Consider the following 24,281-nt stretch of genomic DNA (forward strand, 5'->3'; position numbering starts at 1 on the left):
TCTCGCTTCTGTGTGTCCGACATGCCCGGACGACCCAACCTCGCCATGCGCCACATCCTCCGTCACCTGGGATGTTGCGCTGACGGGTTGAGTTCACCCCGGCGGCCCTGAGGATCTCGTTGGCCCGCCTCAACTCGGCATTCTCTTTCCGGAGTTGCTTCAGCTCATCCAGCTCGGAGCCGGTCAGGCGGTCGTCGCGCTCGCCGGCGTCGGCCTCGGCCTCGGCCTGGCGGACCCACGACCGCAGGGCCTCCTTGTGGATACCGAGGTCCCGGGCGACATGCGCCACCGGGCGGCCGGTGGAACGGACCTCGCGGACGGCGCGCCCGTGGAGTTCATCAAGGCACTTACGTGGTGCTGGCACTGCAGGTGGTTCTCCTTGCGCCCGGATCGTAACCCAGGCTTCAAGGACTCCACGAAGATCAGTGCAGCTCAAGAGACAGCGGGATGCTGCTCGCCTCGCCCCCGACATGGGCCGCCGGGAGACGGTCTACGAGACTCAGGACGAGTTGGAATGGCGCGCTCACATCGACCGCCTCCGGGCGACGGACAAGTGCATCGACCGGACGTTGGCCCGCCTGGACACCTTCTGTGGACGACTGATGCAGCCGACCACCTACCGGCTGAGCGTGTTCGTCACGAATCCGGTGTCGGACCACGTCGAGACCGCCCCTGACAGTTGATCTTGTGGCGGACTTTCGCCCGGTGAGAGCTTGGGCAAATGGCGATAGTGCTGACGGTGCCATTGCCCCAGACGGTGGTGTTCATCATCATCCGGCCGTCCAGGGACGCCACCGTGAACTCCGGAAACGAAGCGCGTGGTGAAGAGCGTTGCGAACCCGCTCCTCAGCAGGTCCACTTCACTCCCCACCAGACCGTACAGACCCTCCGGTGGTCGGGGCCCAGGGTGGCCAAGTCCGCCCTCGGCCGGCTCGGTTCCCCGTCCCCGGATCCACTGCTCTCAGCGGTGCTCGGGGTTCTCGAAGCCGGAGCGGCAGCCGGCGTCCCACTCGGAGCGCTGGTTGCCGTGGGCCGGGATGCCGCCGGCGTCCTTGAGCATCCGGGCCAGGTGCATCAGGTTCCAGGTCATGAAGGTGGTGTTCCGGTTGGTGAAGTCGTTCTCCGGCCCGCCGGAGCCCTCGTCGAGGTAGGACGGGCCGGGGCCGGCCGGGCCGACCCAGCCGGCGTCGGCCTGCGGCGGGAGCGCGTAGCCGAGGTGCTGCAGGCTGTAGAGGACGTTCATCGCGCAGTGCTTGGCGCCGTCCTCGTTCCCGGTGATCAGGCAGCCGCCGACCCGCCCGTAGTACGCGTACTGGCCCCGGTCGTTCAGCAGCGACGAGCAGGCGTACAGCCGCTCGATGACCTTCTTCATGACGGAGGAGTTGTCGCCGAGCCACACCGGGCCGCACAGCACCAGGATGTCGGCGGACATCACCTGGGAGTAGAGCACCGGCCACTGGTCGGTCTCCCAGCCGTGCTCGGTCATGTCCGGCCAGACGCCGGTGGCGATGTCGTGGTCGACGGCGCGCAGCAGCTCGGTCGTCACGCCCTGGCGTTCCATGATCCCGCGGCTGATGTCGATCAGACCCTGGGTGTGGCTGCGCTCCGGGGAGCGCTTGAGGGTGCAGTTCACGAAGAGGGCCCGCAGGTCCTCGTAGTGGGCGACGCCGTCGGAGTTGGTCATGGCGGTCAGCAGAGCACACGCGCAGCGACCGGCCGAGCACCCTCCGCCGTCCGGGTGGCGGGGCGCGTCGCCCGGGCCGCGCGCCGGCCGGCCCGGGAACAGATCCGGTCCGCGCGCGGTTGTGCGCTCTGGTGCACACTGTGCGCCGCGGTACCGAAGCCGTACGACAGAACGCCCCGAAGGGACCCTCCGTTGAGCCTGTACGACATCCCCCTGCGCACCCTCGCCGGTGAGCCGACCTCGCTCGCCGACCACAAGGGCAAGGCGCTGCTGCTGGTCAACGTCGCCTCGAAGTGCGGCCTGACCCCGCAGTACGCCGGGCTGGAGCGGCTGCAGCAGCGCTACGCCGACCGCGGCTTCACGGTGCTCGGCTTCCCGTGCAACCAGTTCCTGGGCCAGGAGCCGGGCAGCGCCGAGGAGATCCAGACCTTCTGCTCGACCACTTATGGGGTCTCCTTCCCGCTGTTCGAGAAGATCGACGTGAACGGCGAGGACCGGCACCCGCTCTTCGCCCGCCTGACCGAGGTGGCGGACGCCGAGGGAACCGCCGGCGACGTGCAGTGGAACTTCGAGAAGTTCCTGCTGTCCGCGGACGGCGCGGTGGTCGGCCGGTTCCGTCCCCGCACCGCGCCCGAGGCGGACGAGGTCGTGGCCGCCATCGAGGCGCAGCTGCCCGCCTGACGCGCACGGCCGTTCACCGGACGCCCGGCCGCTCCCACCCCCGAGGGGAGCGCCCGGGCGTCCGTCGTTCCGGCCGCAGGAGCGACCGGCGGGCGGTCGGGACGGCTCAGCAGCCGTTGAGCACCGAGGTGAGCGCCGACTTCTCGGCGCTGTCGACGGACAGGCCGTAGTAGTACTTCACCTGCACCCAGGCGCGGACGTAGGTGCAGCGGTAGGAGGCCTGCGGCAGCCAGGTCGACGGGTCCTGGTCGCCCTTGGAGCGGTTGGAGCTCGCGGAGACGGCGATCAGCTGGGGGCGGGTGAGGTCGTTGGCGAGGTTCTGGCGCTGGGCGGTCGTCCAGGCCCACGCACCGGAGCGCCAGGCCTCGGCGAGCGGCACCAGGTGGTCGATGTCGAAGCTGGACGCGCTGGTGGTCACCACGTTGTCGTAGGCGGAGGTCCAGGTGCCGCCGGTGGCGGCGCAGGCGGAGTCGGTGGTGACGCCGACGCCGTCCCTCTTCAGCACCGTCTCGCGGGTGTTGCAGGTGCCGGAGATGGTGATCCAGTGCGGGAAGAGGTTCCGGTCGTAGGTGGACTCGTGGGACTCGGCGGCGACCGTGAGGCTCGCCAGGTAGGTCTTCGCGGTGCTGGTGGAGACGGGGGTGGGCAGTGCGGCCTCGGCGGTGCCGGCACTGGTCATCAGGGCCGTGGCGGCGAGGGCGGCGGCGCCGAGCGCGGCGGCGGTGCGGCGCAGCGGACGTATCGAGCGCATGCGTGACTCCAGGGGACGGGAAGCGCGAAGAGCACCCGGACGGACTGGTTCCGGGCGCTCAACAAGCTTGCTGCTCCTGGGGTTTACGCGAGTAGACCGCGGAGGTTAATTCTTTGCGGCGGGCGTGCACACCGGGCGTACACGCCCCCGCTACGATCTGATGGACGGTCAGCAGCGGCCCGTCCGGGCCGGGGTCAGGCGCCGCCGTTGCCCTCGTGGGCGGGCAGCAGTTTGGCCAGTGCGTCCTCGCCGCGGTACCCCTCCCCCACCCCCTCGACGATGATCAGGTCGGCGGTGGAGTGGTCGGTGCGCAGGGCGATGATCTCCCGGTAGACGGGCGAGTCGTACCAGGCGTGGGCGCGCTCGCCGTCCGGGAAGGCGATGACGATGGTGTCGCCGGACCACTCCCCCTCCAGCACCCGGTAGGCGCCGCCGTGGACGACGAAGTGGCCGCCGTAGGGCTCCAGGGTGGCGTCGATCCGGCGCAGGTACTCGACGATGTCCGGGCCGAAGTCGATGGCGCGCATCCGGGCGATGGCGAAGGCGGTCATGGGTGGTCCCCCTCTGGTGCGGTGCCGGGCCCGCCGGTCGGCCGCCCGTTGACTCCACCGTAGACAAGGGGAGTTGACGCCGCATCGGTCATTCATCGGTCACCCGGGGAGCCGTGCCACCGAAGCTGCCGCGACGGCGGGCTCCGTCGGCTCGGTGGGCACGATCGGCACCGGCAGCGGGTCGGCTCCGAGGATCGCAGCGGCCACCGGCCCGGCCGACCGGGCCACGTCCGCCACGAAAAGCCCTCGCCCGATCCCGAGTTCGCGCAGTGCCCGGCCGTGGTCGGCGGCCACCACCAGACCCGCGCCGAGGAGCAGCACCCCCTAGCCCGCCAGGAACGGCCGCCGGGCCGCGCAGGGCAGTTCCGCGACGAACGCGCGCAACCGGGCGCAGTGGAAGGGGACGTGCCGCTCCTCGTCCGCCAGGATGCGCCGGGCGACCTCGGCGGTCAGCGGATCGCCGGAGCCGTCGCGCAGCGCCCGGTAGTAGCGCAGGGCCACGACCTCCGCGACCATCAGGAGCAGCAGCTCGCCGCGGAGCCCCGCCGAGCGGCGCATGCGCGCGAACACCGTGTCGCTCCAGTGCCCGGCCGAGGCCGTCGCCCCACCCGCCTCCAGCAGCCGGGCGAGCAGCCGGGCGTGGTTGTGCTCCTCGTCCTCGAACAGCCGCACGGCTGCGGCATAGTACGGGTCGCCGGCGGCGTCCGCCTTGGCGAACAGGTCCGCGCCGTCGCCGTCCTCGCCGAGCCGGAAGCGCCGGATGCTCGCCCGCACCGCCGGCGACAGACGCGCACCCGACTCCCAACCGATGTCGGGTCCGGCGGCACGGTGGTCCCGCTCGGCCTCGAAGTGCCGTTCCCACGCGGCGAACTCTGCTGCGGCCACGACGATCCCCTCCCCCGCCCGCCCCGCCGACCGGGGCGGCTCCCCCTGGACCGGGGAGGACGCGCCCGGGCGGTCGCCCCTTTCCCCGCGATGCCGTTCCCCGCGGCGCGGGCGACCGGCGAGCAACCGGCCGACGCGCGGGCAACCGGTGCTCAATCGGGCCGGCCGTGGCACGATCTTCGAAGTCGACGGGTACGCACAGGGGCGCGGGGAACTGCGCGATGCGGATGCGGGCCACCGTGCGGACCAGGGGTGAGCCGGATCGGCCACGAGCACCGATCCCGGACTGCGCAGTTATCCCCGGGCCTTCGGGCGGGAGGTGCCCCCACACGCCCCAGAATCGATCTCCCGGGTCTCCTCTGAGGACAACTCCTAGCCGATGCGCGTCCGCGGGACGTCCCGATCCGGTGACGGACCCGCAACTACCTCGCACGTCCGGCCGGTCACCCAGGCGTACTGGCTGCACACTGTCAGTGGGGGCGGGCAGGCTCAGGGCGGCACGCCGACGAGGGAGGGGTTGGAGCATGCAGGGGGAGGCTCGGACCGTGCACGGCCTGTTCGAGGAGCAGGCGTTGCGCGCACCGGACGCATCGGCCGTGGTCTGCGGGGAGGTCCGGCTGACGTACGGGGAGTTGGACCGGCGGGCGAACCGGCTGGCCCGGCACCTGGCCGGGCTCGGGCTCGGCCCGGGCGGCTGCGCTGCGGTCGCGCTCGGCCGCAGCACGGAGCTGATCACGGCGCTGCTGGCGGTGCTCAAGACCGGCGCGGCGTACGTGCCGTTGGAGCCGACCGGCCCGGACCGGACGATCCGGCACGTGCTGGCGGACGCCGCACCGGCCGTGGTGGTGACCGAGGAGGTGCACCGGGTGCGGCTGGCGGACTCCGGGGAGGCCGTGGTGCTCTGCCTGGACACCTCGGCCGCCGCGGTCGCCGCCGAGGCGGACGGGCCGCTCGCCGTCGACGTCGCCGGCGACCAGCCGGTCTGCGTCTTCTACACCTCCGGCTCCACCGGCCTGCCCAAGGGCGCCCTGGTCGAGCACCGCAACCTGCTGCACTCGTACCGGGGTTGGCGCGAGGTGTACGGGCTGACACCGGCGGACCGGTTCCTGCAGACGGCGACCCTGGAGTTCGACGTCTTCACCGCGGACTGGATCCGCGCCCTGTGCACCGGCGGCACCCTGGTGATGGCCAAGCGCAACTTCACGCTCGACCGGACGGCCGAACTCTCCGAGCTGCACCGGCTGGTGGTCGACGAGCGGATCACCGTGATGGAGACCAACGTCCACACCGCGCGCCGGCTGCTGGACCACCTGCAGCCGCGCGGCCTGGAGCTCGGTGCGCTGCGGCTGCTCACGGTCGGCGCCGAGAAGTGGTACCTGGACGAGCAGTTGAGGATGCAGCGCTACCTCGGCCCCGGGGTCCGGGTGATCAACGTGTACGGCGTCGCCGAGGCGGGCGTGGACAGCACCTGGTTCGACCCGGCCGAGCTCGGCGGGGACGTGGCGGAGCCCGAGCGGATCTCGCTGATCGGCCGGCCGTTCCCCGGCAACGGGGTCCACCTGATCGGCCCGGACGACCGCCCCGTCCCGGACGGCGACATCGGCGAGATCTGCCTCACCGGGCCGGGCGTCGGCCGCGGCTACCCGCGTCTGGGCGACCTGACCGCGTCCCGGTTCGCCTTCCTGCCGGGCGTCGACGACCGCGCGTACCGCACCGGCGATCTGGCGCGGCGGCGCCAGGACGGGCTGCTGGAGTACATCGGCCGGGACTCCGGGGCGGGCACCGCGAACGCCGCCGAGGCGGAGGCCGTCCTGCGCGGCCACCCGGAGGTGCGGGAGTGCGCGGTGACCGCCCTCGGTCCCGAGGACGGCACGGCGAAGCGGCCGTTGGTGGCCTACGTGGTGACGGCGGAGGGCGCCGGGCCGGAGGCCTCCGCCGTCCGGGAGTACCTCGCCGATCTGCTGCCCCCGGAGCTCGTCCCGGAGGCCGTCGTCCCCGTGCCAGCGCTGCCGCGCACCCGCGCCGGGAAGCTGGACCGCGCGGCGCTGCCGCTGCCCGCGCCGCGCGCCCACGTGGACGGCGCGGGCAGGGCCTCGGGCAAGACCGCGGGCTCCGCCAAGGGCGGTGGCGGACGGGTCGAGGCGGACGGGTTCACCCGGGGGTGCCTGGTCGTGCTGGTCCTGTTCTTCGCCTTCTTCGGCAGTGCGTCCCTCACCGACACCTTCTGGCCGGGCTCCACCGACCTCTCGGCGGTGCCGGGCAGCTACACCCTCGCGTTCGAGGTGCTGTACGCGGCGGAGTGGCTGGGCTTCGCCCTGGGGACGGCGTTCCTCTTCTTCGGGCACCCCGCGGTCACACGCCTCGGCCGCGGGCCGGTCCTCACCCGGCTCACCCATCTCGCGATCGTCTGGCTGCTCGTCGCCTGGTGGCCGCAGGACAACATGTACCGGCTGACGAGGCCGACCGACTGGGGACGGCAGGCGTTCATGGTCTACACGTTCAACGTCACGCTGATCGCCGCCGCGGCGGTCGTCGGGGCGTTCATGTTCGCACGGGGGTCGACGGCCGCGGGGACGGCGGCCGGGCGGTCGACGGCCGGGCGGACGGTCACCGAGCGGCGCGGCCCCTCGGAGGTCGGGCGCTGACGCCGGGCGCGTCGGGGGCGAGCGTGTCGGGAGCGAGCGCGTCGAAGGGGTCGGCGAGGGCCTCACCGGCCGCCCGGACGACCGCCTCCGCCGCGTCCAGTGCGTCCAGCGCCGTCACCGTGTCCTCGGCGCGGGCGGCCAGGGCCACCCCCACGGTGGGCAGCTCCTCCCAGCTCGCGGTGGGGATGGTCGGCAGCAGGCGCACGCCGAACCGCTCGCAGCGCTCGGCGAGTCGGGCCAGGTGCGCGAACAGCGCCTGCTGCGGCAGGCGGGCGCCGAGCGGCAGCCGGTCCAGGGTGCGGACCCGGTGGCCGGGGCCGTGCACCGCGTCGAGCCGGGCGGCGAGCACGAAGGCGACGGCGGGGCCGGTGAGCCGCAGGTTGGTCTCGGTCGGGGCGAGCCGTCCGGCCGGGTCGGTGACGAAGTCGACGTCGTACCAGCCGCGGTGGCCCGCGCGGGCGAGTTCGGCGCCGACGGCGAGGCCGAACGCCTCCGCGGTGGCGGCCGCCCGCGGCGGCACCGCGCCGGGGCCGGCGGTGGCGCCCCGGTAGCTGGTGCCGTCGACGTGCATCACGGCGGTGCCGACCGGGTGCACGGTGCCGTCGCCGGCGATCACCGCGTCGAAGGTCAGGTTCCGCAGCCGGCCCCGCCCGGGGACGTACTCCTCGACCAGCAGCCTGCCGCCGGCCGGCAGGACGCCCCCGGCGGTGAGACCGCGCAACAGCGCCCGGGCGCCGCCCGCCGCGGCGGTCTCCTGCGGGGTGACGACGGCGGTGCCGTACCCGCCGACGCCGTGGTGGGCCTTGAGGACGGCGGTCTCGCCGCGGCGGGCCAGGGCGGCGAGCATCCGGGCGGCCTGCCGGGCGGAGCGGGCGGGTCGCTGACGGGGCACCTGGATGCCCGGGTGCCCGGCCGCGGTGCGGGTGAAGAGCTCGTGCGAGGCGGCCTTGGACTCGTAGTGGTGGACGGCCTCTAGGCCCGGCCCGGCGGTGCGTCCCCAGGGGCGGACGGGCAGGCCGAGCCGCTCGATGCCCTCGCGCAGGGCCGGGCGGACGGCGAGCGTGCCGCGGACGGTGCCGTGCTCGTCGGCGAGTCCGGTGTGCAGCTCGACCGGCCCCCAGGCCAACTCCCGTACCAGCCACGCCGTCCACTCCGCGTCGGGTTCGCCGGGCAGCAGCAGCGCGGCCGGGTCGGGGGTGTAGAACGCGGCGAGGCAGGAGTAGTGGTGCGCCTGCCGGCGGGCGGCCGGACTCTGCGGGACGAACTGGGCGTTGAAGTCGGCGACGTCGCCGATGTGCACGGCCCGTCGCCCGCCGTCCGTCCAGGCCTGCTGCCACTGCGCCGCGTCCGTCGGCTGTCTCCCCATCGGGTGAGCGTACGGTCACGGCGGGCCGCCCGCGGTGCGTTCGGACGAAAGCACCCCTGGTGGAGCCGGTCATCCCGGGAGCCCGCGGGACGGTCGTCCGGTGCTCAGTCGGCCCGGACGAGGCGCTGCACGGCGGGCCACAGGCTGTCCAGCCGGCCCGGGTCGTCGGCGAGCTTGGCGAGCAGCACCGCGCCCTCCAGCTGTGCCACCACCGCCCGGGCGGTCGCGAGGTCGGCGGCGACCTGCGCCGCAGCAACCGGGCCGGCGGCGACCGGCGCCGCAACAACCGGGGCAGTGGCGGCCGCCTCGGCGAGGACGCCCTGCACCAGCGCGGCCTGCTCGTCGAAGATCTCGGCGAGCCGGGCCTGGATCTCCGGCTCGCGGCCGCTGAGTTCGAGGGCCAGGTTGCCGAGCAGGCAGCCGCGGACGCTGCCGCCACCGGCCTTGTCGGCCCGCTGCGCCGCGGCCTGGGCGTCCAGCAGACGCCGCAGGCGTTCCAGCGGCGGCTGTCCGGCGGCGCCCAGCAGGGCCTCCCAGACCGGCCGCTGCTGCGTCCAGTGCGCGTCGACGGCGGCGAGGGTCAGCGCCTGCTTGGAGGCGAAGAAGTGGTAGAAACTGCCCTTCTTGACCTCGGCCCGGGCGCAGATCTCGGCGACGCCGACGGCCGAGTAGCCGCTGCTGTGCAGCAGGTCGCAGGCGGCGTCGAGCAGTCGCTCCTGTGCCGTGCTGCTCCGTCCCATGCGGCGAGTATACGGTCGGTCAACTACGTCCCGGGCGTGCCGGTGCCCCGGCCGGGAGGTCTCGGCCGGGGCACCGGCGTGCACGCTCAGTGGCCGGTGTTCGGCTCCTGGTGCCACTCGGAGTTCCGGTCGACCCTCAGGACGAGGAACTCGTCCGTCTCCTGGTTCTGCGCGTGGTCGACGGACCGGTAGAGCAGCCGGTGCTTGCCCTCGCCGGTCACCACGATCGGCCCGGTGTAGGTCTGCCAGCCCCTGCTGTCGAGGTTGTACTCGGTCATGGCGACCCCGGAGAGGTCGTCGGTGGCGGTGAGGACGACCCGCACCTGGCCCTGGTGGCCGCCCTCGCCCGGGTGTCCGCCGCCGTCCTTGTGCGGGTGCGCGCTCGTCCGGGCGGTGGTGACCGGCGGGGTGACGTCCACCGGCAGGTCCATCGCCTCGTCCTGGGGCGTCGCCTCGTTCTCGAGGGTCGGCGCCGGGACGCCGGCGGCCTCGGCCCCGGAGTGGCCGACGGCGCCGCCGCGCAGCACCAGGGCGTTCCAGTCGTCGTGTCCGGCGAGCGCGGTCCGGGTGCCGTCGCCGTTGACGTCGACGCCGACCTCGGTGTCGGAGATCCGGCCGTCGCAGTTCCAGTCCACGGCGGCCTTGTTCGACTGGACGGTGACGAACTTGCCGACCGTCCCGTCGATGCCGGGGCAGAAGTGGCTGACGTCGTAGAGCGGGCTGGTCGGCGGGTAGACCCGCTCGTCGAGGGCGGTCTCGTTCAGCGACAGGTTCTGCCGCGAGAAGTCGACGAGGCCCTTCGTCGTCCCCACCGTCAGGCCGAACTGGTAGCTGTAGTTCATCACGCTGAAGTACTGCGGCTCGTGGTTCGGGATGTCGGAGTCGCCGCTGTGCCGCAGGCCGAGGTTGTGGCCGAGCTCGTGCATCAGCGTGCCGGCCTGCTCGTCGACGGTGCCGACGTTGTTGGTGAAGCTGCCCAGGCTGACGATGAGGTCGCTGCCGGGCGTGCCGGCCGAGATCCCGCTGGAGGAGGAGCCGGACTCCAGGTTGTGGGCGGAGATCGCGTAGTGGAAGATCGGCCCCCGTGCGGTGCTGCGGAAGCCGCCGGTGGCGTTCTTCAGCGTGGTGAAGGCGTCCCACTGGTAGAGGCCGTTGACGGTGGTGCCGAGGTTGGCCGTCTCGGTGAGCTGCCTGGCCCGGCTGAAGGTGCCCCAGGTGGTGTTGGTGGCGAAGTTCATGATGCTGGTGGGCCCGGCGTCGATGTGCAGGTTGATGCCGGTGCCGGTCTGCCCCCGCTTGCTGTACGGCGCGTTCTTGAAGGCGTCCACGACCTTCTTGATCGCGGCGGGGTCGAGCGCGTGACTGTGCGCGGTGCCGGCCATCCAGTCGAGCTGGACGAATACGTCGGGCCGGTTGACGTCGGCGCCCATCGCCTTGAGGTCGATGAACTTGGCGCCGCTGCCGTCACCGGGGTCGAGGGTGACGCCGTTCAGCTTCCACGCGTCCGGGATGCCGTCGCAGGTCTTGGAGTTGCAGTCGAAGGTCCAGCGGACGGGGGTCTGCGGGTCGGTGCCGCCGGTGTGGCCGATCACGTAGCCGGTGGGCGCCGACTCGGTGTAGGCGTTGGCCCCGGTGAAGGGCACGTCCCAGCCGATCCGCAGGGTGGCGCCGTTCTCCCCCTGCACGGTGTAGTCGACCGTCCCCCGGGTGCCGTACGCGGAGTTGCACGGCCCCACCGACCAGGTCGCGGTGGTGCCGGCCGGGATCGTCGCCGGCGCGAAGGGGATCAGGCACCCCTCGGGCACGTTGATGGCGAAGCCCGTCAGGTCGCGGTCGCTCTTGTTCTCGAACTGCACGGACACGGTGCCGCCCGCCCGGCGCGCGGCCGCGGCCGGGGTGATCGCCGCGGCGACGGTGAACAGGGCCAGGACCAGGACGAAGAGCGCCGCGAGCCCGCCGCGCCGGGTCGCCCCGGCGAGACCCGGCCCGCCCGGGGCGCCGAGGGAACGATCTGCAGTCATGCCTGTCACGCTAGGCACGACTTTGACGACACTCCGTCACGACTCGACGGAGTGTCACTCCGACGGCGGCCCCGGCGACGGCCCGGACCTGCATCCCGGGCCGGGCCGTCGGGCCGTCCTCAGTGGAAGACGATCGCGCGGCCGGTGGCCAGGCTCTCCCGGCAGGCGCCGTGCAGCACGTACCAGGCGTGCTTCTCCGCCTCGTACGGGTCGTCCGCAGCGACGACGGGGTCCGCGGTGGCGGCCGCGGTCTCCGGGCAGATGCCGATCGCCGGTGCCAGGCGCCGGAGTTCGGCGAGCAGCTGCCCGGTGGAGCCGACCGTTCCGCCGCCCGCGACGCCGGCCTCCTCCGGCAGGAACACCGGGTCGTCGAAGTCGGCGGGCACGTAGTAGCCGGCGCAGTCGGAGTGGCAGAGCAGGTGCGAGGAGAACATCAGGGTCTCCTCCTCGACGTCGCCGCGGTCGCAGTCGTACTGCTCCGGGTCGGTGGTGGCGGCGGGGGTGACGGGGCCGCGGCGGCGCAGCACGAACACCCGGCGCAGGTGGTGCAGGTACCCGTAGGGGAAGCCGCCGGTGCGGGCGGCGCGGCCGGTGCCCGCGGGCGCGGGCTCGCTCCAGTGGATCCCCTTGGCCTGCAGCGCTTCGGCGAGCACGGCGAGCTCACGGGCGTGGTGGGCGGCGCCCTCCGGGTCGTGGCGGTCGAGGTCGTCGAGCAGGCCGACGGTGATCGAGAGTCCCATGGGCCGCAACGGTAGGGCCAGCCTCCGACACGGCCGGGGGCGGGGCGTTCGATGCGAATAGTTGACCGGTCGTCTAGCATGGCGGGAACGTCGACAGCGAGGGAGCGCACAGTCATGAACACACGCGCGGTGGGCCGGTTCTGCGAGCTGGTGGGCCTGGAGCACCCGGTGGTGCAGGGCCCGTTCGGCGGCGGGGCGTCGTCGGTGGCCCTGGCCGCGGCCGTCTCGGAGGCGGGCGGACTCGGCTCGTTCGGGGCGCACCAGCTGCGGCCCGACGCACTGACCCGACTGGTGGAGGACCTGCGCGCCGCGACCTCCCGGCCGTTCGCGGTCAACCTGTGGGTGCCGCAGCCGGGCGAGGGCGCGACCGGCGCCACCGCGGCGGACGTCGAGCGGCTGCACCCGTACTACGCCGAACTGGGCCTGCCCGATCCGTCGGCCGAGCTGCACCGGCCGGACTTCGACGAGCAGGTCGACGCCCTGCTGGAGGCGGCTCCGCCGGTGATCAGCCTGGTGATGGGGCTGCCGCCGGAGCGGCTGGTGGCGGGGGCGCGCCGCCGCGGCATCCTGCTGGTCGGCACCGCGACCACCGTCGCCGAGGCGGAGGCGCTGGAGCGGGCGGGCGTCGACGTGGTGGTGGCGTCCGGCAGCGACGCGGGCGGCCACCGCGGTGCCTTCCTCGCGCCGGTGCGCGAGTCGCTGGTCGGCACCTTCTCGCTGGTCCCGCAGGTGGTGGACGCGGTGCGGGTGCCGGTGGTGGCGGCGGGCGGGATCGCCGACGGGCGGGGCCTGGCCGCCGCCCTGGTGCTCGGGGCGGACGCGGTGCAGATCGGCACCGGTTTCCTGGCCTGTGCGGAGTCCGCGGCGAGCGAGGTGCACCGCCGGGCGCTGCTCTCCCCGGAGGCCCGGACGACCGTGCTCACCCGGCTGTTCTCCGGCCGGACGGCGCGCGGCATCGTCAACCGCTTCGTCCGCGAGATGGCCGTGCACGAGGAGACCGTCCCGCCCTATCCGGTGCAGAACGCGCTGATGCTGCCGCTGCGCGCGGAGGCGGCCGCCCGGGGCAGGTCGGATCTGGTCAACCTGTGGTCCGGGCAGGCCGCCGGGCTCGCGGTCGGCGGTGCGGCCGCCGACTACCTGTCGGGGGTGCTGGCGGACGCCGGGAGGCTGCTCGGCCGCCCGCTCTGACCGCCGACCGCCGACCGCCGGGGGCCGACGGTCGGTCAGGCCTCGCCGGGGTGCCAGGCGGGCCACTCCCAGGGGCGGTCGACCCAGTGCACGAGGACGGGGTCGTGCGGGTCGAGCTCGGGGAAGGCGTGCTTGACCTCGGGCTCGAACTCCTCGGGGGCGAGCGGCTTCCAGCCGCTGCCCTTGAAGTGCACCAGCCGGTAGCGGCTGTCGGTGCGGAACTCGGCGACCTCGACGAGGGGTTCGGTGGTGCTGTTGCTGTTCATGCCCCCCAGCATCGTCCGGGGCCCGGGGGCGCGCACCCGCACCGCACCACCGTGTCCGCCGCCCGGTGCCGTTCCACGGGGGTGTCCCGGCTCGTTGGGCACGGCGGGCTCCGCCGCGACCCGCGGGGGCGGCCCGCCGCACGGACGGGAGACCGGGATGGACGAGCAGTGGAAGGCGCCGTGGACGTACGGCTGGGAGACCGCGGACCGGCCGCCCGGCCCGCCACCGCCGACCGGCCCACCCCCGGCCGGCCCACCCCCGGCCGCTCCCCCGGCGCCCGCGCCGCGCCGGCCGCGGGCGGCGGTCGGCGCGGCGGCCGCCGTGCTGGGCGGGGCCGCTCTGCTCGGCGGGATGCTGGCCACCTGCGGCCCCGGCGGCGCCGGCGGCTCCGGCGAGCTCACCGGGGTGCTGGCCAGTGCGGCGCCGCCCTCCACCCCGGCCCCGCGGTTGCCGGCCCCGCCCGCGGACGCTGCCCCGACCGTCAGCAGCGGCCCGGCCACCGACCCGACCGCCGACGACCCCGACACGAGCCCCTCGGGGGCCCCGGAGGACACCGCCGCGGCCGCCGACGCGCCGAGCCGGACGGCCCGCCCGGGGCCGGCCCGCTCACCGCTGCACCTGCGTCCGGGCACCCGCCCCCGGGCGACGGCCGCCGTGCCGCACCCGACCGCGATCAAGGTGTGCGCGGAGGCCGAACGCCAGGGCCAGTGGGCACCCGGCTCCGAACAGGCCCGGATCTGCCGCGACCTCTACGGCGGCTGAGCCCCGGCGGGGCGCGAACGGTGGAACCGGCCGCACTCCCCCGTTGTCCTGGCTCACACGGGGCACAAGACCCTACGGCGGGACGGGCGGCGTCCCGTACCGTGGACCGGCGGGCGCGGCAGGCGCGTCCCACCGGACAGTGAGGAGGACGCCGTGGCCAAGCCCGTACCGAAGCGGTTGCAGGGGATCGACCGGGCCGCGGTGTCGCGGTCGGCGTGGGGCCTGTACCGGGAGACCCAGCGGCCGGGGGCGCCGGGGCTGGGCGCCCGGGTCGCGGCCACGCCCCGGCTGGTGCGCGACGTGCTCACCGGCCGCTACCCGGGCGTCGGCCCGGGCAAGCTGGCGGCGCTCGCCGTGCTGTGCGCGGTCTACCTGCTGAGCCCGATCGACGCGGTGCCGGACATCATCCCGTTCGTCGGCTGGACGGACGACACCGCCGTGCTGGTGTGGTTCCTGGCCGGCCTCACCCGGGAGTCCGGCCGCTACCTGGAGTGGTCGCAGCAGCAGGTCCGCGCCGACTGACCCCGGCCGGCAGCCGTCTCAGAGCGCCTTGACCAGCCGCTCGAAGCGCAGGTCGGGGCGGAGCGGCACGCCGAAGCGCTCGTCGCCGTACGGGAAGGGCTCGAACTCGCCGGTGCGCACGTAGCCGCGCCGCTCGTACCAGGCGATCAGGTCGGCGCGCTGCTCGATGACGGTCATCTCCATCCGGTCGATGCCCCACTCCTCGCGGGCGTGCCGCTCCGCGCGCTCCAGGACGGAGCGGCCGATGCCGCCGCCCTGCAGGGCCGGGCGGACGGAGAACATGCCGAAGTAGGCCGCGCCGGTGCGGCGCTCCAGGTGGCAGCAGGCGAGCAGGGCTCCGTCCGCCTCGGCGAGCAGCACCACGGACCCCTGGCGGGCGACGACCTCGGCGACACCCGCCTCGTCGGTGCGCTGCCCGTCCAGCAGGTCGGCCTCGGTGGTCCAGCCGGCCCGGCTGGCCTCCCCGCGGTAGGCGGACTCGACCAGGGCGACGACGGCGGGCACGTCGGCCGGTCCGGCGGCGCGGAAGGCGGGTTCGGACTGCACGGGCTGCACGGGCTGCTCCGGGGTCGGCGGCGGCGGGCTGGCCCTGCCATCGTGCCATGCACGGGTGTGCGCACGGAAAGGGCCTCGGGGTGCGCGGGTGGTGCGCCGGCGGCCGGCGGGCGCACCCGTCCGGGGACTCGGCGCTCCCGAGCGCAGCCTGATGGTGCATCAACAACCTCCCGACGGGCGCGGGTTCACCCCTAACCTCGGGGCTACGCGGGTAGCCCCTTGGCATCCCGCGGCCCCACGTATGCGAAGGAGTAGCTCGTGCCCCCCACCGCCCCGCACTCCGCAAGACCCCTCGCCGCCCCCGCCGGACCGCGCCGGCGCACCCGCCCCGGCGCCCGGCTGCGCCGCTGCGCCACCGCGGCCGCCTCGGTGGCGCTGGTCCTCGGCGCGTCCGCCCCCGCACTGGCCGCCGGACCACGCCCCGCGCACCACTTCGACCGCGACTACGCCGGCTCCACCGTCCCCGCCCACGAGGGCCGCGGCACCGGCGGCCCCGCCCGCACCCTGGCCGTCACCCAGACCCTCGGCAACGACGTCTCCGGCTGGCAGGGGAACGTCGCCTGGAGCACCGCGGCCGCCAACGGCGCCCGGTTCTCGTACGTGAAGGCCACCGAGGGCACCACCTACACCAACCCGTACTTCGCCCAGCAGTACAACGGCTCCTACCAGGCCGGACTGATCCGCGGCGCCTACCACTTCGCGCTGCCGGACAACTCCTCCGGCTCCGCCCAGGCAACCTGGTTCGTCAACCACGGCGGCGGCTGGTCCGCCGACGGCAGGACCCTGCCGCCCGCCCTCGACATCGAGTACAACCCGTACGGCGCCACCTGCTACGGCCTGAGCCAGAGCGCGATGGTGTCGTGGATCCGCTCCTTCAGCACCACCGTGCACACCCGCACCGGGCGGTACCCGACGATCTACACCACCACCAACTGGTGGCAGCAGTGCACCGGCAACTACAGCGGCTTCGGCGCCACCAACCCGCTGTGGATCGCCCGCTACGCCTCCGCCGTCGGCACCCTGCCGGCCGGCTGGAGCTACCAGACCATCTGGCAGTACGCCGACTCCGGCACCCTCCCCGGCGACCAGAACCGCTTCAACGGCGCCTACGACCGCCTGAAGGCCCTGGCCCTCGGCTGACCCACCGCCGGAACGCCTACCTCGCCGCCACCCTGCGCTGAGCCCGCACGGCCGGTGGTCGGGCCCCGGGGGCTACGGGGTGGCGGGGAGGGGCGTCAACGGGACGGTGGCGCGCTCGGTGAGGGACTGTTCGGCCGCCGCGAGGATCTCGACCACGCGCAGGCCGAAGGCGGCGTCGCAGGGGTGCGGCGTGCCGGTCCGCGCGGCGGCGAGCAGGCCGTCGACGGCGTGGCCGAAGGCCTCGACGGGCGGGACGCCCGCCTCCGGGAGCCGGTGCACCCCGGTCTCGCCGCGCAGTTCCAGGACCACACCCGCGGCCTGCGGGGGTGCGGTCAGGCCGACCGTCGTACTGCTGGAGGCGCCACCGGTGTGGCCGATCACCAGGTGGACGGTGTCCGCGGGCCCGGCGGCCGCGGTCACCGTGGCGGCGTCGCCGAGGACGGGCAGCAGCAGCGACAGGGCGTGCGGGCCGATGTCCCACAGTGCGCCCTTCTCGCGCCGCCAGGGCGAGGCGGCGTACGGGCTGTCGGTGGTGAAGACGGCACCGAGCCAGTCGCAGCGGGCGGTGAACCAGCCGTCCCGGCCGGCCTGCTCGGCGAGCCAGCCGACCCGCTCGCCGCCGAACCGGAGGGTGAAGAAGACGACCGAGGCGAGCCGGCGGGCGGCGACGGTGTCGGCGATCCGGCGGGCCTGCGGCACGGTGAGCGCGACGGGCTTGTCGAGCAGCAGGTGCCGACCGGCCTCGGCGGCCCGCAGCGCCAGCTCGGCCTGGGCCTGCGGGGCGAGCGCGACGGCGACCGCGTCGACGTCGGCGATCAGCTTGTCGGCGTCCGCGTAGGCCGGGACGCCGTGCGCGGCGGCGAGCTCGGCCGCGGCCTCCGGCCGGCGGCCCCAGACGCCCGCGAACTCGACGCCGGAGTGGCCGGCGAGTGCGGGCGCGTGGACGCCGCGCGCCCAGGGGCCGGTGCCGAGCAGTCCTATCCGCATGCTGTTCCCTGGTGCTTTCCGGTGCGTGGGTCGGTTCGGGGCTTCGAGGTCCGGCCGGTCAGGAGCGGACGCGGATCAGGGTGAAACCGTCGTAGCCCTTGGAGCCGACGGTCTGGATCGAGGTGGCGGTGACCCGCGGCTCGGCGGCGATCGCGTCGTGCAGACGGCGGACGCCGACCACGGCGGGGTCGGTGGAGCCGGCCTCGGCGACCTTGCCCCCGCGGACGGTGTTGTCGACGACGATCAGCGAGCCGGGCCGGGTGAGCCGCAGCGCCCAGGCGAAGTAGACCGGGTTGCCGGGCTTGTCGGCGTCGATGAAGACCAGGTCGAAGGGGTCGGCGCCCTCGTCGGCGAGCTCCTGCAGGGTCTCCGCGGCGGGGCCGAGGCGGACCTCGGCGACCTCGGCGAAGCCGGCGTGCTTGAGGTTGCCGCGGGCGACCTCGGCGTGCACCGGGTCGATCTCCAGGGTGACCAGCCGGCCGTCGGCGGGCAGGGCGCGGGCCATCCAGATCGCGCTGTAGCCGCCGAGGGTGCCGACCTCCAGGATGCGGCGGGCGCCGAGCGTCTCGGCGAGCAGCTGCAGCTGCTTGCCCTGCGGCGCGGAGACGGCGATCCGGGGCAGCCCGGCCGCGTCGGCGGCCTGCTGGGCCGCGTCCAGCACCGGATCGGCCCCGATCAGGACCTCGGTGAAGTAGTCGTCGACCGCCGTCCACTGCTGCTGGCTCACGCCCGCCTCCCAGTCCGTCGTACGCGTCCCGTCGTACACGTCCGTAGTACGCGCACCGAGCCTAGCCCACGGACCTGACGGTCAGTCGGCGACGGGCTCGGCGACGGGCTCGACAACGCCCGCCGCGCCCTCCGGGACGCTCTTGCCGCCGGACTGCTCGGGGTGCTCGGCCCGCGCCTTCGCGGCGCGGCGCTTGACCAGCCAGGCGGAGCCGGCGCCGGCCAGCGCGGCCACCACCAGGCCGGCCCAGGAGAAGCTCTTCAGCCAGTGCTCGGCGACCTTGCCGACCTGGTAGACCAGCAGCGTGGTGCCGCCGGCCCAGGCGATGCCGCCGAGCACGTTGGCGATCAGGAACTTCCAGTACGGCATCCGCAGGGCGCCCGCGAGCGGGCCGGCGAAGATCCGCAGCAGGGCGATGAACCGGCCGAAGAAGACCGCCCACATGCCCCACTTCTGGAAGGACCGCTCGGCGGTGGCCAGGTGCTCGGGCCCGAAGTGCTTGGGGAAGCGTCGGCCGAGCTTCTCGAACAGCGGTTTGCCGCCGCGCCGGCCGATGGAGTACCCGATCGAGTCGCCGATCACCGCACCGGCGATCGCACAGGCCGCCACCCACCAGGGGCTGACCACGCCGCGGGCCGACAGCAGCGAGGCCGAGACGAGCGCGATCTCGCCGGGCAGCGGGATGCCCAGGCTCTCCAGGCCGATGATCAGGGCGACGAGGGCGTACACCGAGGTCGGTGGGACGCTCTCGATCCACTGGTCGATGTGCAAGTCGGGTACCTCCGTGGCGGGACGAGACCGCGTCTCGGCCGGACTGGCTGGGCCGCGGGCAGGCCCGGCGCCTCAGGGCAGGGTAACGGGTTGACCCGGCCTTTACCTTATACGCCGGTCATCGGACGACAGTTCCCGCGGCCGCCCCGCGACCGGCCCGGGCGGAGAAGCGCAGCGCCACCACGGAGGGCCGGTGGGCGCCCAGGACGGGCAGCCGGGCCGCGTAGGGCAGCAGCGCGCCGACCGGGCCGCGGCCGCCGGTCGGCAGCACGTCGCGGATCTCGGCCACCGCGGGGTGCGCGGTGGCGAGCTTCCACTGCTCGTCGGCGTCCATGCCCCAGGGCATCGGCGGGGCCGTGTAGCCGCGGTCGTGCAGCTTGCCCTGCGAGGCGGCGCGGCTGAACCAGCGCGGCACGGCGTCGAAGACGAAGGTGCCGTCGGGGAAGCGTTCGGCGCAGCGGGCGATGAGGTCGCGGACCTCGGTGGGGCGCAGGTACATCAGCAGGCCCTGGGCGGTGATGAGCACGCCGTGGCCGGCGTCGACCTCGTCGGTCCAGGCCGGGTCGGTGGCGGAGCAGGCGAGCAGCCGCTGCCGGGGTGCGGGGGGCAGCAGGCGTTCGCGGAGGGCGACGGCTTCGGGGAGGTCGACGGAGAGCCACTGGGCGCGGCCGTTGTCGACCCGCCAGTACTGGGTCTCCAGGCCCTCGCCGAGGCAGACGACGGTGCCGCGGGGGCAGCGGACGAGGAAGTCGGCGACCTCGCGGTCGAAGGCGCGGACCCGGAGGGCCTGGATCTGGCCGATGATGCCGCCGTCGGGGCCGAAGCGCTCCTCGAAGGGGTAGTCGATCCGCTCGACGAGCTCGACGGCCCGCGGGTCCGGCAGCACGGTGTCCCACCGGCGGGCCTCGACGGCCCGGTGGTAGAGCGTCCACAGGGCGGTCTCGGGGACGGCGCCCAGAGCGGCGCCGATCTTCTGCGGCTGCTGGCCCGTCATCGTCTGGCTCCCTCCGGCGGTCCGGCGGCGGTCGCCGGACCCGGCTTGGCATTCTGCCCCGCCCGGTGGTCCGTCCGGTGCTGAACGCGCCGTGGGCGGGCCACGGGGTCGGGCCGCGGACGGCGCTCGTCGGACGGTCCTCGGCTACCGGTGCTCGGCGGCCGGTGGTCAGCCGACGCTGAAGGCACCGTCGGGGGGCGGTGGGGAGTCGACGGCGTCGGCGTCGTGGACGGGGCTGGCGGCGCCGGCGAGGGCGTCGAGGTCGGGTCCGTCGGCGAGCCGGGCGGGGAAGGGGTCGCCGGCCAGGCGCCGGGCGAGTTCGGCGGCGGGCAGCGGGGCGGTGGAGCCGATCAGCAGGATGTTGCCGTAGCGCCGGCCGCGGAGCACGGCGGGTTCGGCGGCGAGGCAGGTGTGCGGGAAGACGGCGCGCAGGGTGGCGGCCTGGGCGGCGGCGAAGGCGAGCGGCGGGCCGTCGGCGAGGTTGGCGGCGTAGCAGCCGCCGGGGCGCAGGGCCGCGGCGGCGAGGGCGACGAACTCGACGGAGGTGAGGTGGGCGGGGGTGCGGGAGCCGTGGAAGACGTCGGCGACGACGAGGTCGGCGGCGGCGGGCGGGGCCGCGGCGAGGGCGGTGCGGGCGTCGCCGACGGTCACCTCGATGCCGTCCGGCCAGGGCAGGTGGTCGGCGACGAGGTCGACGAGCGGGCCGTCGGCCTCGACGACGTGCTGCCGGGAGCCGGGGCGGGTGGCGGCGAGGTAGCGGGGCAGCGTGAGGGCGCCGCCGCCGAGGTGCAGGGCGTCGAGCGGCCGCCCGGCGGGGGCGATCGTGTCGGCGAGGTGGCCGATCCGCCGGGTGTACTCGAATTCGAGGTGGGTGGGGTCGGCGAGGTCGACGTAGGACTGCGGGGTGCCGTCGAGGGTGAGCAGCCAGGCCTGCGGCCGGTCGATGTCGGGCAGGAGCCGGGCGGTGCCGAGGGCGGTCTCCCGGTGGACGGGGAGGGGTTCGTCCTCGGGCGGGCCCGGCTGCTCGTGGTGGGTCATGCGGCGGTGACCTGCTCGGGCAGGTAGGCGGCGAGCCAGCGGTCGAGTTCGGTGAAGACCTGGGTGCGGGCCTGCTCGCCGGAGAGGACGAGGTCGTGCACGCCGCCCTCGATCCGCAGGACGGTGACGTTGCGGCCGATGCGGGGGCCGAGCGCGGCGATGTCGTCGGCGCGCAGCACGCCGTCGGTGGTGCGCAGGGCGTCGTCCCAGCGGTTGGTGACGGTGGAGGCGGTGGAGGCCATCAGCAGCACGGGGCAGTCGACGGCGAGGCCGCGGCGGACGGTGCGGTGGCCGCGCTGGATGGCGGCGAGCCAGCCGGCGTAGAGCGGGAAGCCCTCGGCGGGCTTGAGGGAGAGGTCGAACTCCCAGCTGCCCTTGTGGGCGCGGTGCAGGCTGTGCACGTAGTGCGGGTTGAGCGGGGCGGGCAGCTTGCGCAGGCCGGCGACGCGGCCGAGCGCCTCGACGGCGGGGGCGCCGAGGGTGCGGACGGCGGCCGCGGCGGGCATGGACAGGAACGGGCTGTTGAGGAAGAGCGCGTCGACCAGGCCGCGGCCTGCGCGGCGGTCCGCCCAGAGCGCGGTGACCAGGCCGCCGGTGGAGTGGCCGTTGACGAGCAGCTGGGTGTGGCCGTCGGCCTCGCGGATCACGCGGACCGCCTCGTCGAGCTCCTCGTCGTAGGCGCGGAGGTCGCGGACGAAGTTGGGCGACTGGTGGGGGCGCAGCGACCGGCCGTACTTGCGCAGGTCGAGGGCGTAGAAGGAGTAGCCGGCCGCGGTGTAGTGGTCGGCGAGGTGGGTCTGGAAGAAGTAGTCGACGTAGCCGTGCACGTAGAGCACCGCGCGCTTCGACCCGGGCACCAGGCGGCGCACCAGGGTGGCGCTGACGGCGCCCTCCTCGTCGTCGGCGAGCGGCAGCTCGACGGCCTCGTACGGCTCGCCCAGGATGTCCGTCCGGAAGTCCATGCCGCTTCCCCGTTCCCCTCGTGGTCGGTCTCCGAGCCCGACCATACCGCCCGGTAGCCTCCGGTGGGCGGGCAGCCCGCCGGACGGGCCGTGCACCGGCTCTGATCAGGGTGTACACCGAGCAGCCGGGCGTGGCACGGAGCGGCCCCGGGGGTGCCGTCGGGCTTTTGTGGGCGGGGGGCCGGGTTCGCTAGCCTCCGGGGGCATGCCGATCTTTGGACGACGCCGAAGTACCGCACCGCGCTTGGCTCCTGAGCTCGACGACGGCGAACTCGGCCGGGTCCGGCGGCAGCTGGCGGGGCCGCAGTTGCAGGGGCAGTTGGACCTGTCGGCGGGGCTGGTGGAGCAGGTGCTGCGGGACGCCGGCCGGGACTGGGACCGGCGTACGCACCGGCTGGCGGTGCTGGCCCAGGTGGCGTCGCCGGCGCTGGCCCGGGTGTGGCGGCGGCAGCGGCCGCAGGAGGCGGACGCTCTGGTGCTGCACGCCTGGGTGGACGTGGCGCAGGCGCGGTTGGCGGGTGCGTTGGAGGATCCGCAGGGCACCGTGGACCGGTGCCGCCGGGCGGCCGAGATGCGGCCGGAGGATCCGGCGCCGTGGGTGGCGCTGCTGGCGGCGCACCGGCTGATGCGGCGTCCGGAGCAGGAGATGTACCCGCTGTGCCGGGAGATCGGTGCGCGGGACGCCTGGAACCGGGTCGCGCACCTGGAGATGCTGCGGTACCTGTCGCCGGAGGAGTGCGGTTCGCACGGGCAGGTGCTGGACTTCGTGGCGGCGGTGCGGGACGCGGCTCCGCCGGGGTCGCCGGTGGCCGGGCTGGAGCTGGCGATGCTGACGGACCGCTACCGGGCGGCGCTGGCGGCGGGCGGGGTGACGGCGCTGGGCGCGCGGCGCCGCTGGGCGATGCCGGACGCCGAGGCGGCGCTGGCCCGGGCGGTGGCGGACTGGCCGGAGCCGGGCTTCCTGCGGCACGCGGGGGCGCTGTCGGACCTGAACGTGCTGGCGTACGCGCTCGGGCAGGCGGGCCGGATCGGCGAGGCGGCGGGGGTGTTCGTCGCGCTGGACGGGGTGGTCACCATCTGGCCGTGGGGGCTGGACGGCGACGCGGTGCAGCAGTTCGCCTACTGGCAGGACCAGGCGCTGGTGGAGTGACGGCCGGCGGGCCGGGGGTCACGGCGGGGCGGTGTCCGGCGCGTCCCCCGCGTCGGCGGCCGGTGCCGCGTCCGGCCCGGGCGGCCGGCGCAGGACGGTGACCACGCCGAGGCCGGCCGCGCAGAGCGGGACTGCGAGCAGCGCGCCCATGATCCCGGCCACGCCGGCCCCGGCCACCACCGCGACCATGATGGTGGCCGGGTGGAGCTCGACGGTGCGGCTCTGGATGAAGGGCTGCAGCACGTTGCCCTCGACCGCCTGCACGGCCAGCACCACGCCGAGCACCCAGAGCGCCTTGGCGAGGCCGCCGTCGGCGAGCGCGACCAGCACGGCCACGGTGCCGGAGAGGAAGGCGCCGACGAACGGGATGTAGGCGCCCATGAAGACCAGGGCGCCGAGGCCGGCGGCGCCGGGGACGCCGAGCACCACCAGTCCGACGGTGATGAAGAGGGCGTCGATCAGGGCGATCAGGGTGGTGCCGCGCATGAAACCGGCCGTGGCGGCGAAGGCCTGCCGGGCGCAGGCGATCACGGTCCCGGCGGGGCCGGGCGGCAGCCAGGCGCGGACGGCGTCGGCGGTGCGGTGGCCGTCCCGGAGGAAGAAGAAGACCAGGGCGAGGGTGAGGACCGCGCCGGTGAGCAGCTGGGTGGCCAGGCCGAGGCCGGAGAGCACGCCGTTGGCGAGCGAGTTGACCAGGTCGCTGCCGGCGCCGGAGCTCTGCTGGAGGGCGTACTGGAGTCTCCCGCCGAGCGGGCCGAGCCGGTCGGCGATCCGGTGGCCGGCCTCGGTGAGCGCGGCGGCGATGTCGGGTGCGCTGTGCACCAGCGAGTTGACCAGCAGGGCGAGCGCCCCGCCGACGGCGAGCACCAGGACGGTGCAGGTGAGGCCGGCCGCGACGCCCCGGCCCAGGCCGCGGCGGACCAGCCAGGGCATCACGGGTTCGAGCAGGGCGGTGCCGAGCAGTGCCACGATCACGGGCACGGTGGCCGACTGCAGTTCGATCAGGATCCAGACCAGCAGGGCGGCGACCGCGACGACCAGCAGGGTCGCGGCCGACCAGGCGGCGGCGAGGCGCACCGGGCGGGGCAGTGCGGCCGGTCGGCCGTCCTCCGGGGGCTGGGCCGGCATGGCACCTCCGGGGTCGACGGTCACCC

Annotated in this window: 25 protein-coding genes and 1 pseudogene; 8 read left to right on the forward strand and 18 right to left on the reverse strand. The window is 74.7% G+C overall.

Annotated elements, in window-relative coordinates:
• Positions 1–364: transposase (locus IE98_RS0126815; protein WP_159401079.1), on the reverse strand; the 364-nt coding region annotated here is incomplete at its 3' end.
• Positions 365–425: 61 nt separating this feature from the next.
• Between IE98_RS0126815 and IE98_RS0126820 the strand changes: the two genes are divergently transcribed.
• Positions 426–683: a hypothetical protein gene (locus tag IE98_RS0126820; protein WP_030273227.1), complete on the forward strand. Its 258-nt coding sequence runs from the start codon at positions 426–428 to the stop codon at positions 681–683.
• Between the two features lie 278 nt (positions 684–961).
• Here IE98_RS0126820 and IE98_RS0126825 read toward each other — a convergent pair whose 3' ends face one another.
• Positions 962–1,684 carry a flavodoxin family protein gene (locus IE98_RS0126825; protein ID WP_030273229.1) on the reverse strand — a complete coding sequence of 241 codons (723 nt, stop codon included), beginning with the start codon at positions 1,682–1,684 and terminating at the stop codon, positions 962–964.
• A gap of 192 nt (positions 1,685–1,876) precedes the next feature.
• Here IE98_RS0126825 and IE98_RS0126830 point away from each other — a divergent pair, with 192 nt between their 5' ends.
• Positions 1,877–2,365, forward strand: a complete 489-nt coding sequence (locus IE98_RS0126830; protein WP_030273231.1) for a glutathione peroxidase — start codon at positions 1,877–1,879, stop codon at positions 2,363–2,365.
• A gap of 106 nt (positions 2,366–2,471) precedes the next feature.
• Here IE98_RS0126830 and IE98_RS0126835 read toward each other — a convergent pair whose 3' ends face one another.
• The 3 genes and pseudogenes from IE98_RS0126835 to IE98_RS43155 all read right to left on the reverse strand — a co-directional run bounded on the left by IE98_RS0126835 (position 2,472) and on the right by IE98_RS43155 (position 4,552).
• Positions 2,472–3,116: an HNH endonuclease family protein gene (locus tag IE98_RS0126835; protein WP_030273233.1), complete on the reverse strand. Its 645-nt coding sequence runs from the start codon at positions 3,114–3,116 to the stop codon at positions 2,472–2,474.
• Positions 3,117–3,310: 194 nt separating this feature from the next.
• A complete protein-coding gene (locus IE98_RS0126840; RefSeq protein WP_030273234.1) occupies positions 3,311–3,667 on the reverse strand; it encodes a DUF1330 domain-containing protein in 357 nt (118 codons plus the stop codon).
• 99 nt (positions 3,668–3,766) lie between these two features.
• Positions 3,767–4,552 (reverse strand): annotated as a pseudogene (locus tag IE98_RS43155) (ferritin-like domain-containing protein).
• Positions 4,553–5,076: 524 nt separating this feature from the next.
• Between IE98_RS43155 and IE98_RS43160 the strand changes: the two are divergent.
• The gene (locus tag IE98_RS43160) at positions 5,077–7,197 is read left to right on the forward strand and encodes an amino acid adenylation domain-containing protein (RefSeq protein ID WP_030273235.1); all 2,121 of its coding nucleotides are present in this window, start codon (positions 5,077–5,079) and stop codon (positions 7,195–7,197) included.
• Here the strand turns inward: IE98_RS43160 and IE98_RS0126855 are convergent.
• From IE98_RS0126855 to IE98_RS0126870, 4 genes are all read right to left on the reverse strand, one after another.
• Positions 7,160–8,563: a hypothetical protein gene (locus tag IE98_RS0126855; RefSeq protein ID WP_159401080.1), complete on the reverse strand. Its 1,404-nt coding sequence runs from the start codon at positions 8,561–8,563 to the stop codon at positions 7,160–7,162. The two genes, IE98_RS43160 and IE98_RS0126855, sit on opposite strands and share 38 nt — an antisense overlap.
• 104 nt (positions 8,564–8,667) lie before the next feature.
• Complete coding sequence (locus IE98_RS0126860) at positions 8,668–9,303, reverse strand: TetR/AcrR family transcriptional regulator (protein WP_030273239.1); 636 nt, start codon at positions 9,301–9,303, stop codon at positions 8,668–8,670.
• An 86-nt stretch (positions 9,304–9,389) separates the two neighbouring features.
• A complete protein-coding gene (locus IE98_RS0126865; RefSeq protein ID WP_030273241.1) occupies positions 9,390–11,324 on the reverse strand; it encodes an OmpL47-type beta-barrel domain-containing protein in 1,935 nt (644 codons plus the stop codon).
• Between the two features lie 119 nt (positions 11,325–11,443).
• Positions 11,444–12,064 (reverse strand): hypothetical protein, encoded by a 621-nt coding sequence (locus IE98_RS0126870; RefSeq protein WP_052391015.1) that lies wholly within the window; start codon positions 12,062–12,064, stop codon positions 11,444–11,446.
• Positions 12,065–12,178: 114 nt separating this feature from the next.
• Between IE98_RS0126870 and IE98_RS0126875 the strand changes: the two genes are divergently transcribed.
• Positions 12,179–13,252: an NAD(P)H-dependent flavin oxidoreductase gene (locus IE98_RS0126875; RefSeq protein ID WP_043175210.1), complete on the forward strand. Its 1,074-nt coding sequence runs from the start codon at positions 12,179–12,181 to the stop codon at positions 13,250–13,252.
• A gap of 35 nt (positions 13,253–13,287) precedes the next feature.
• Here the strand turns inward: IE98_RS0126875 and IE98_RS0126880 are convergent, their stop codons facing one another.
• Positions 13,288–13,518 (reverse strand): hypothetical protein, encoded by a 231-nt coding sequence (locus IE98_RS0126880; RefSeq protein WP_030273247.1) that lies wholly within the window; start codon positions 13,516–13,518, stop codon positions 13,288–13,290.
• Positions 13,519–13,675: 157 nt separating this feature from the next.
• Between IE98_RS0126880 and IE98_RS45105 the strand changes: the two genes are divergently transcribed.
• Both IE98_RS45105 and IE98_RS0126890 read left to right on the forward strand, forming a co-directional pair.
• Positions 13,676–14,281, forward strand: coding sequence for a hypothetical protein (locus IE98_RS45105; RefSeq protein WP_030273249.1), 606 nt, complete (start codon positions 13,676–13,678; stop codon positions 14,279–14,281).
• A gap of 153 nt (positions 14,282–14,434) precedes the next feature.
• Entirely contained in the window at positions 14,435–14,803 is a 369-nt protein-coding gene (locus tag IE98_RS0126890) for a YkvA family protein (RefSeq protein ID WP_106976715.1), read from the forward strand.
• 18 nt (positions 14,804–14,821) lie between these two features.
• On the opposite strand, the gene IE98_RS0126895 is transcribed toward IE98_RS0126890, so the two are convergent.
• Positions 14,822–15,358 carry a GNAT family N-acetyltransferase gene (locus tag IE98_RS0126895; protein WP_030273253.1) on the reverse strand — a complete coding sequence of 179 codons (537 nt, stop codon included), beginning with the start codon at positions 15,356–15,358 and terminating at the stop codon, positions 14,822–14,824.
• Between the two features lie 258 nt (positions 15,359–15,616).
• Here IE98_RS0126895 and IE98_RS0126900 point away from each other — a divergent pair, with 258 nt between their 5' ends.
• Complete coding sequence (locus tag IE98_RS0126900) at positions 15,617–16,498, forward strand: GH25 family lysozyme (protein WP_030273255.1); 882 nt, start codon at positions 15,617–15,619, stop codon at positions 16,496–16,498.
• A 72-nt stretch (positions 16,499–16,570) separates the two neighbouring features.
• Here IE98_RS0126900 and IE98_RS0126905 read toward each other — a convergent pair whose 3' ends face one another.
• The 6 genes from IE98_RS0126905 to IE98_RS0126930 form a co-directional block, all read right to left on the reverse strand.
• A complete protein-coding gene (locus tag IE98_RS0126905; protein WP_030273257.1) occupies positions 16,571–17,485 on the reverse strand; it encodes a Gfo/Idh/MocA family protein in 915 nt (304 codons plus the stop codon).
• 58 nt (positions 17,486–17,543) lie between these two features.
• Positions 17,544–18,212, reverse strand: a complete 669-nt coding sequence (locus tag IE98_RS0126910; protein WP_030273258.1) for an O-methyltransferase — start codon at positions 18,210–18,212, stop codon at positions 17,544–17,546.
• A gap of 81 nt (positions 18,213–18,293) precedes the next feature.
• Positions 18,294–18,983, reverse strand: coding sequence for a DedA family protein (locus IE98_RS0126915; RefSeq protein WP_052391016.1), 690 nt, complete (start codon positions 18,981–18,983; stop codon positions 18,294–18,296).
• Positions 18,984–19,101: 118 nt separating this feature from the next.
• A complete protein-coding gene (locus IE98_RS0126920) occupies positions 19,102–19,977 on the reverse strand; it encodes a class I SAM-dependent methyltransferase (protein ID WP_030273260.1) in 876 nt (291 codons plus the stop codon).
• Positions 19,978–20,145: 168 nt separating this feature from the next.
• Complete coding sequence (locus tag IE98_RS0126925; RefSeq protein ID WP_030273261.1) at positions 20,146–21,015, reverse strand: spermidine synthase; 870 nt, start codon at positions 21,013–21,015, stop codon at positions 20,146–20,148.
• Entirely contained in the window at positions 21,012–21,977 is a 966-nt protein-coding gene (locus tag IE98_RS0126930) for an alpha/beta hydrolase (RefSeq protein ID WP_030273262.1), read from the reverse strand. The genes IE98_RS0126925 and IE98_RS0126930 overlap by 4 nt, the downstream gene beginning before the upstream one ends.
• 244 nt (positions 21,978–22,221) lie before the next feature.
• On the opposite strand from IE98_RS0126930, the gene IE98_RS0126935 reads away from it, so the two are divergent.
• Positions 22,222–23,127 carry a hypothetical protein gene (locus IE98_RS0126935; RefSeq protein ID WP_234443685.1) on the forward strand — a complete coding sequence of 302 codons (906 nt, stop codon included), beginning with the start codon at positions 22,222–22,224 and terminating at the stop codon, positions 23,125–23,127.
• A gap of 18 nt (positions 23,128–23,145) precedes the next feature.
• On the opposite strand, the gene IE98_RS0126940 is transcribed toward IE98_RS0126935, so the two are convergent.
• Positions 23,146–24,255, reverse strand: coding sequence for an AI-2E family transporter (locus IE98_RS0126940; RefSeq protein ID WP_030273266.1), 1,110 nt, complete (start codon positions 24,253–24,255; stop codon positions 23,146–23,148).
• Positions 24,256–24,281 lie beyond the last annotated feature (26 nt).

It is taken from the genome of Streptomyces sp. NRRL B-24484 (assembly GCF_000717715.1).
GTDB lineage: Bacteria > Actinomycetota > Actinomycetes > Streptomycetales > Streptomycetaceae > Kitasatospora.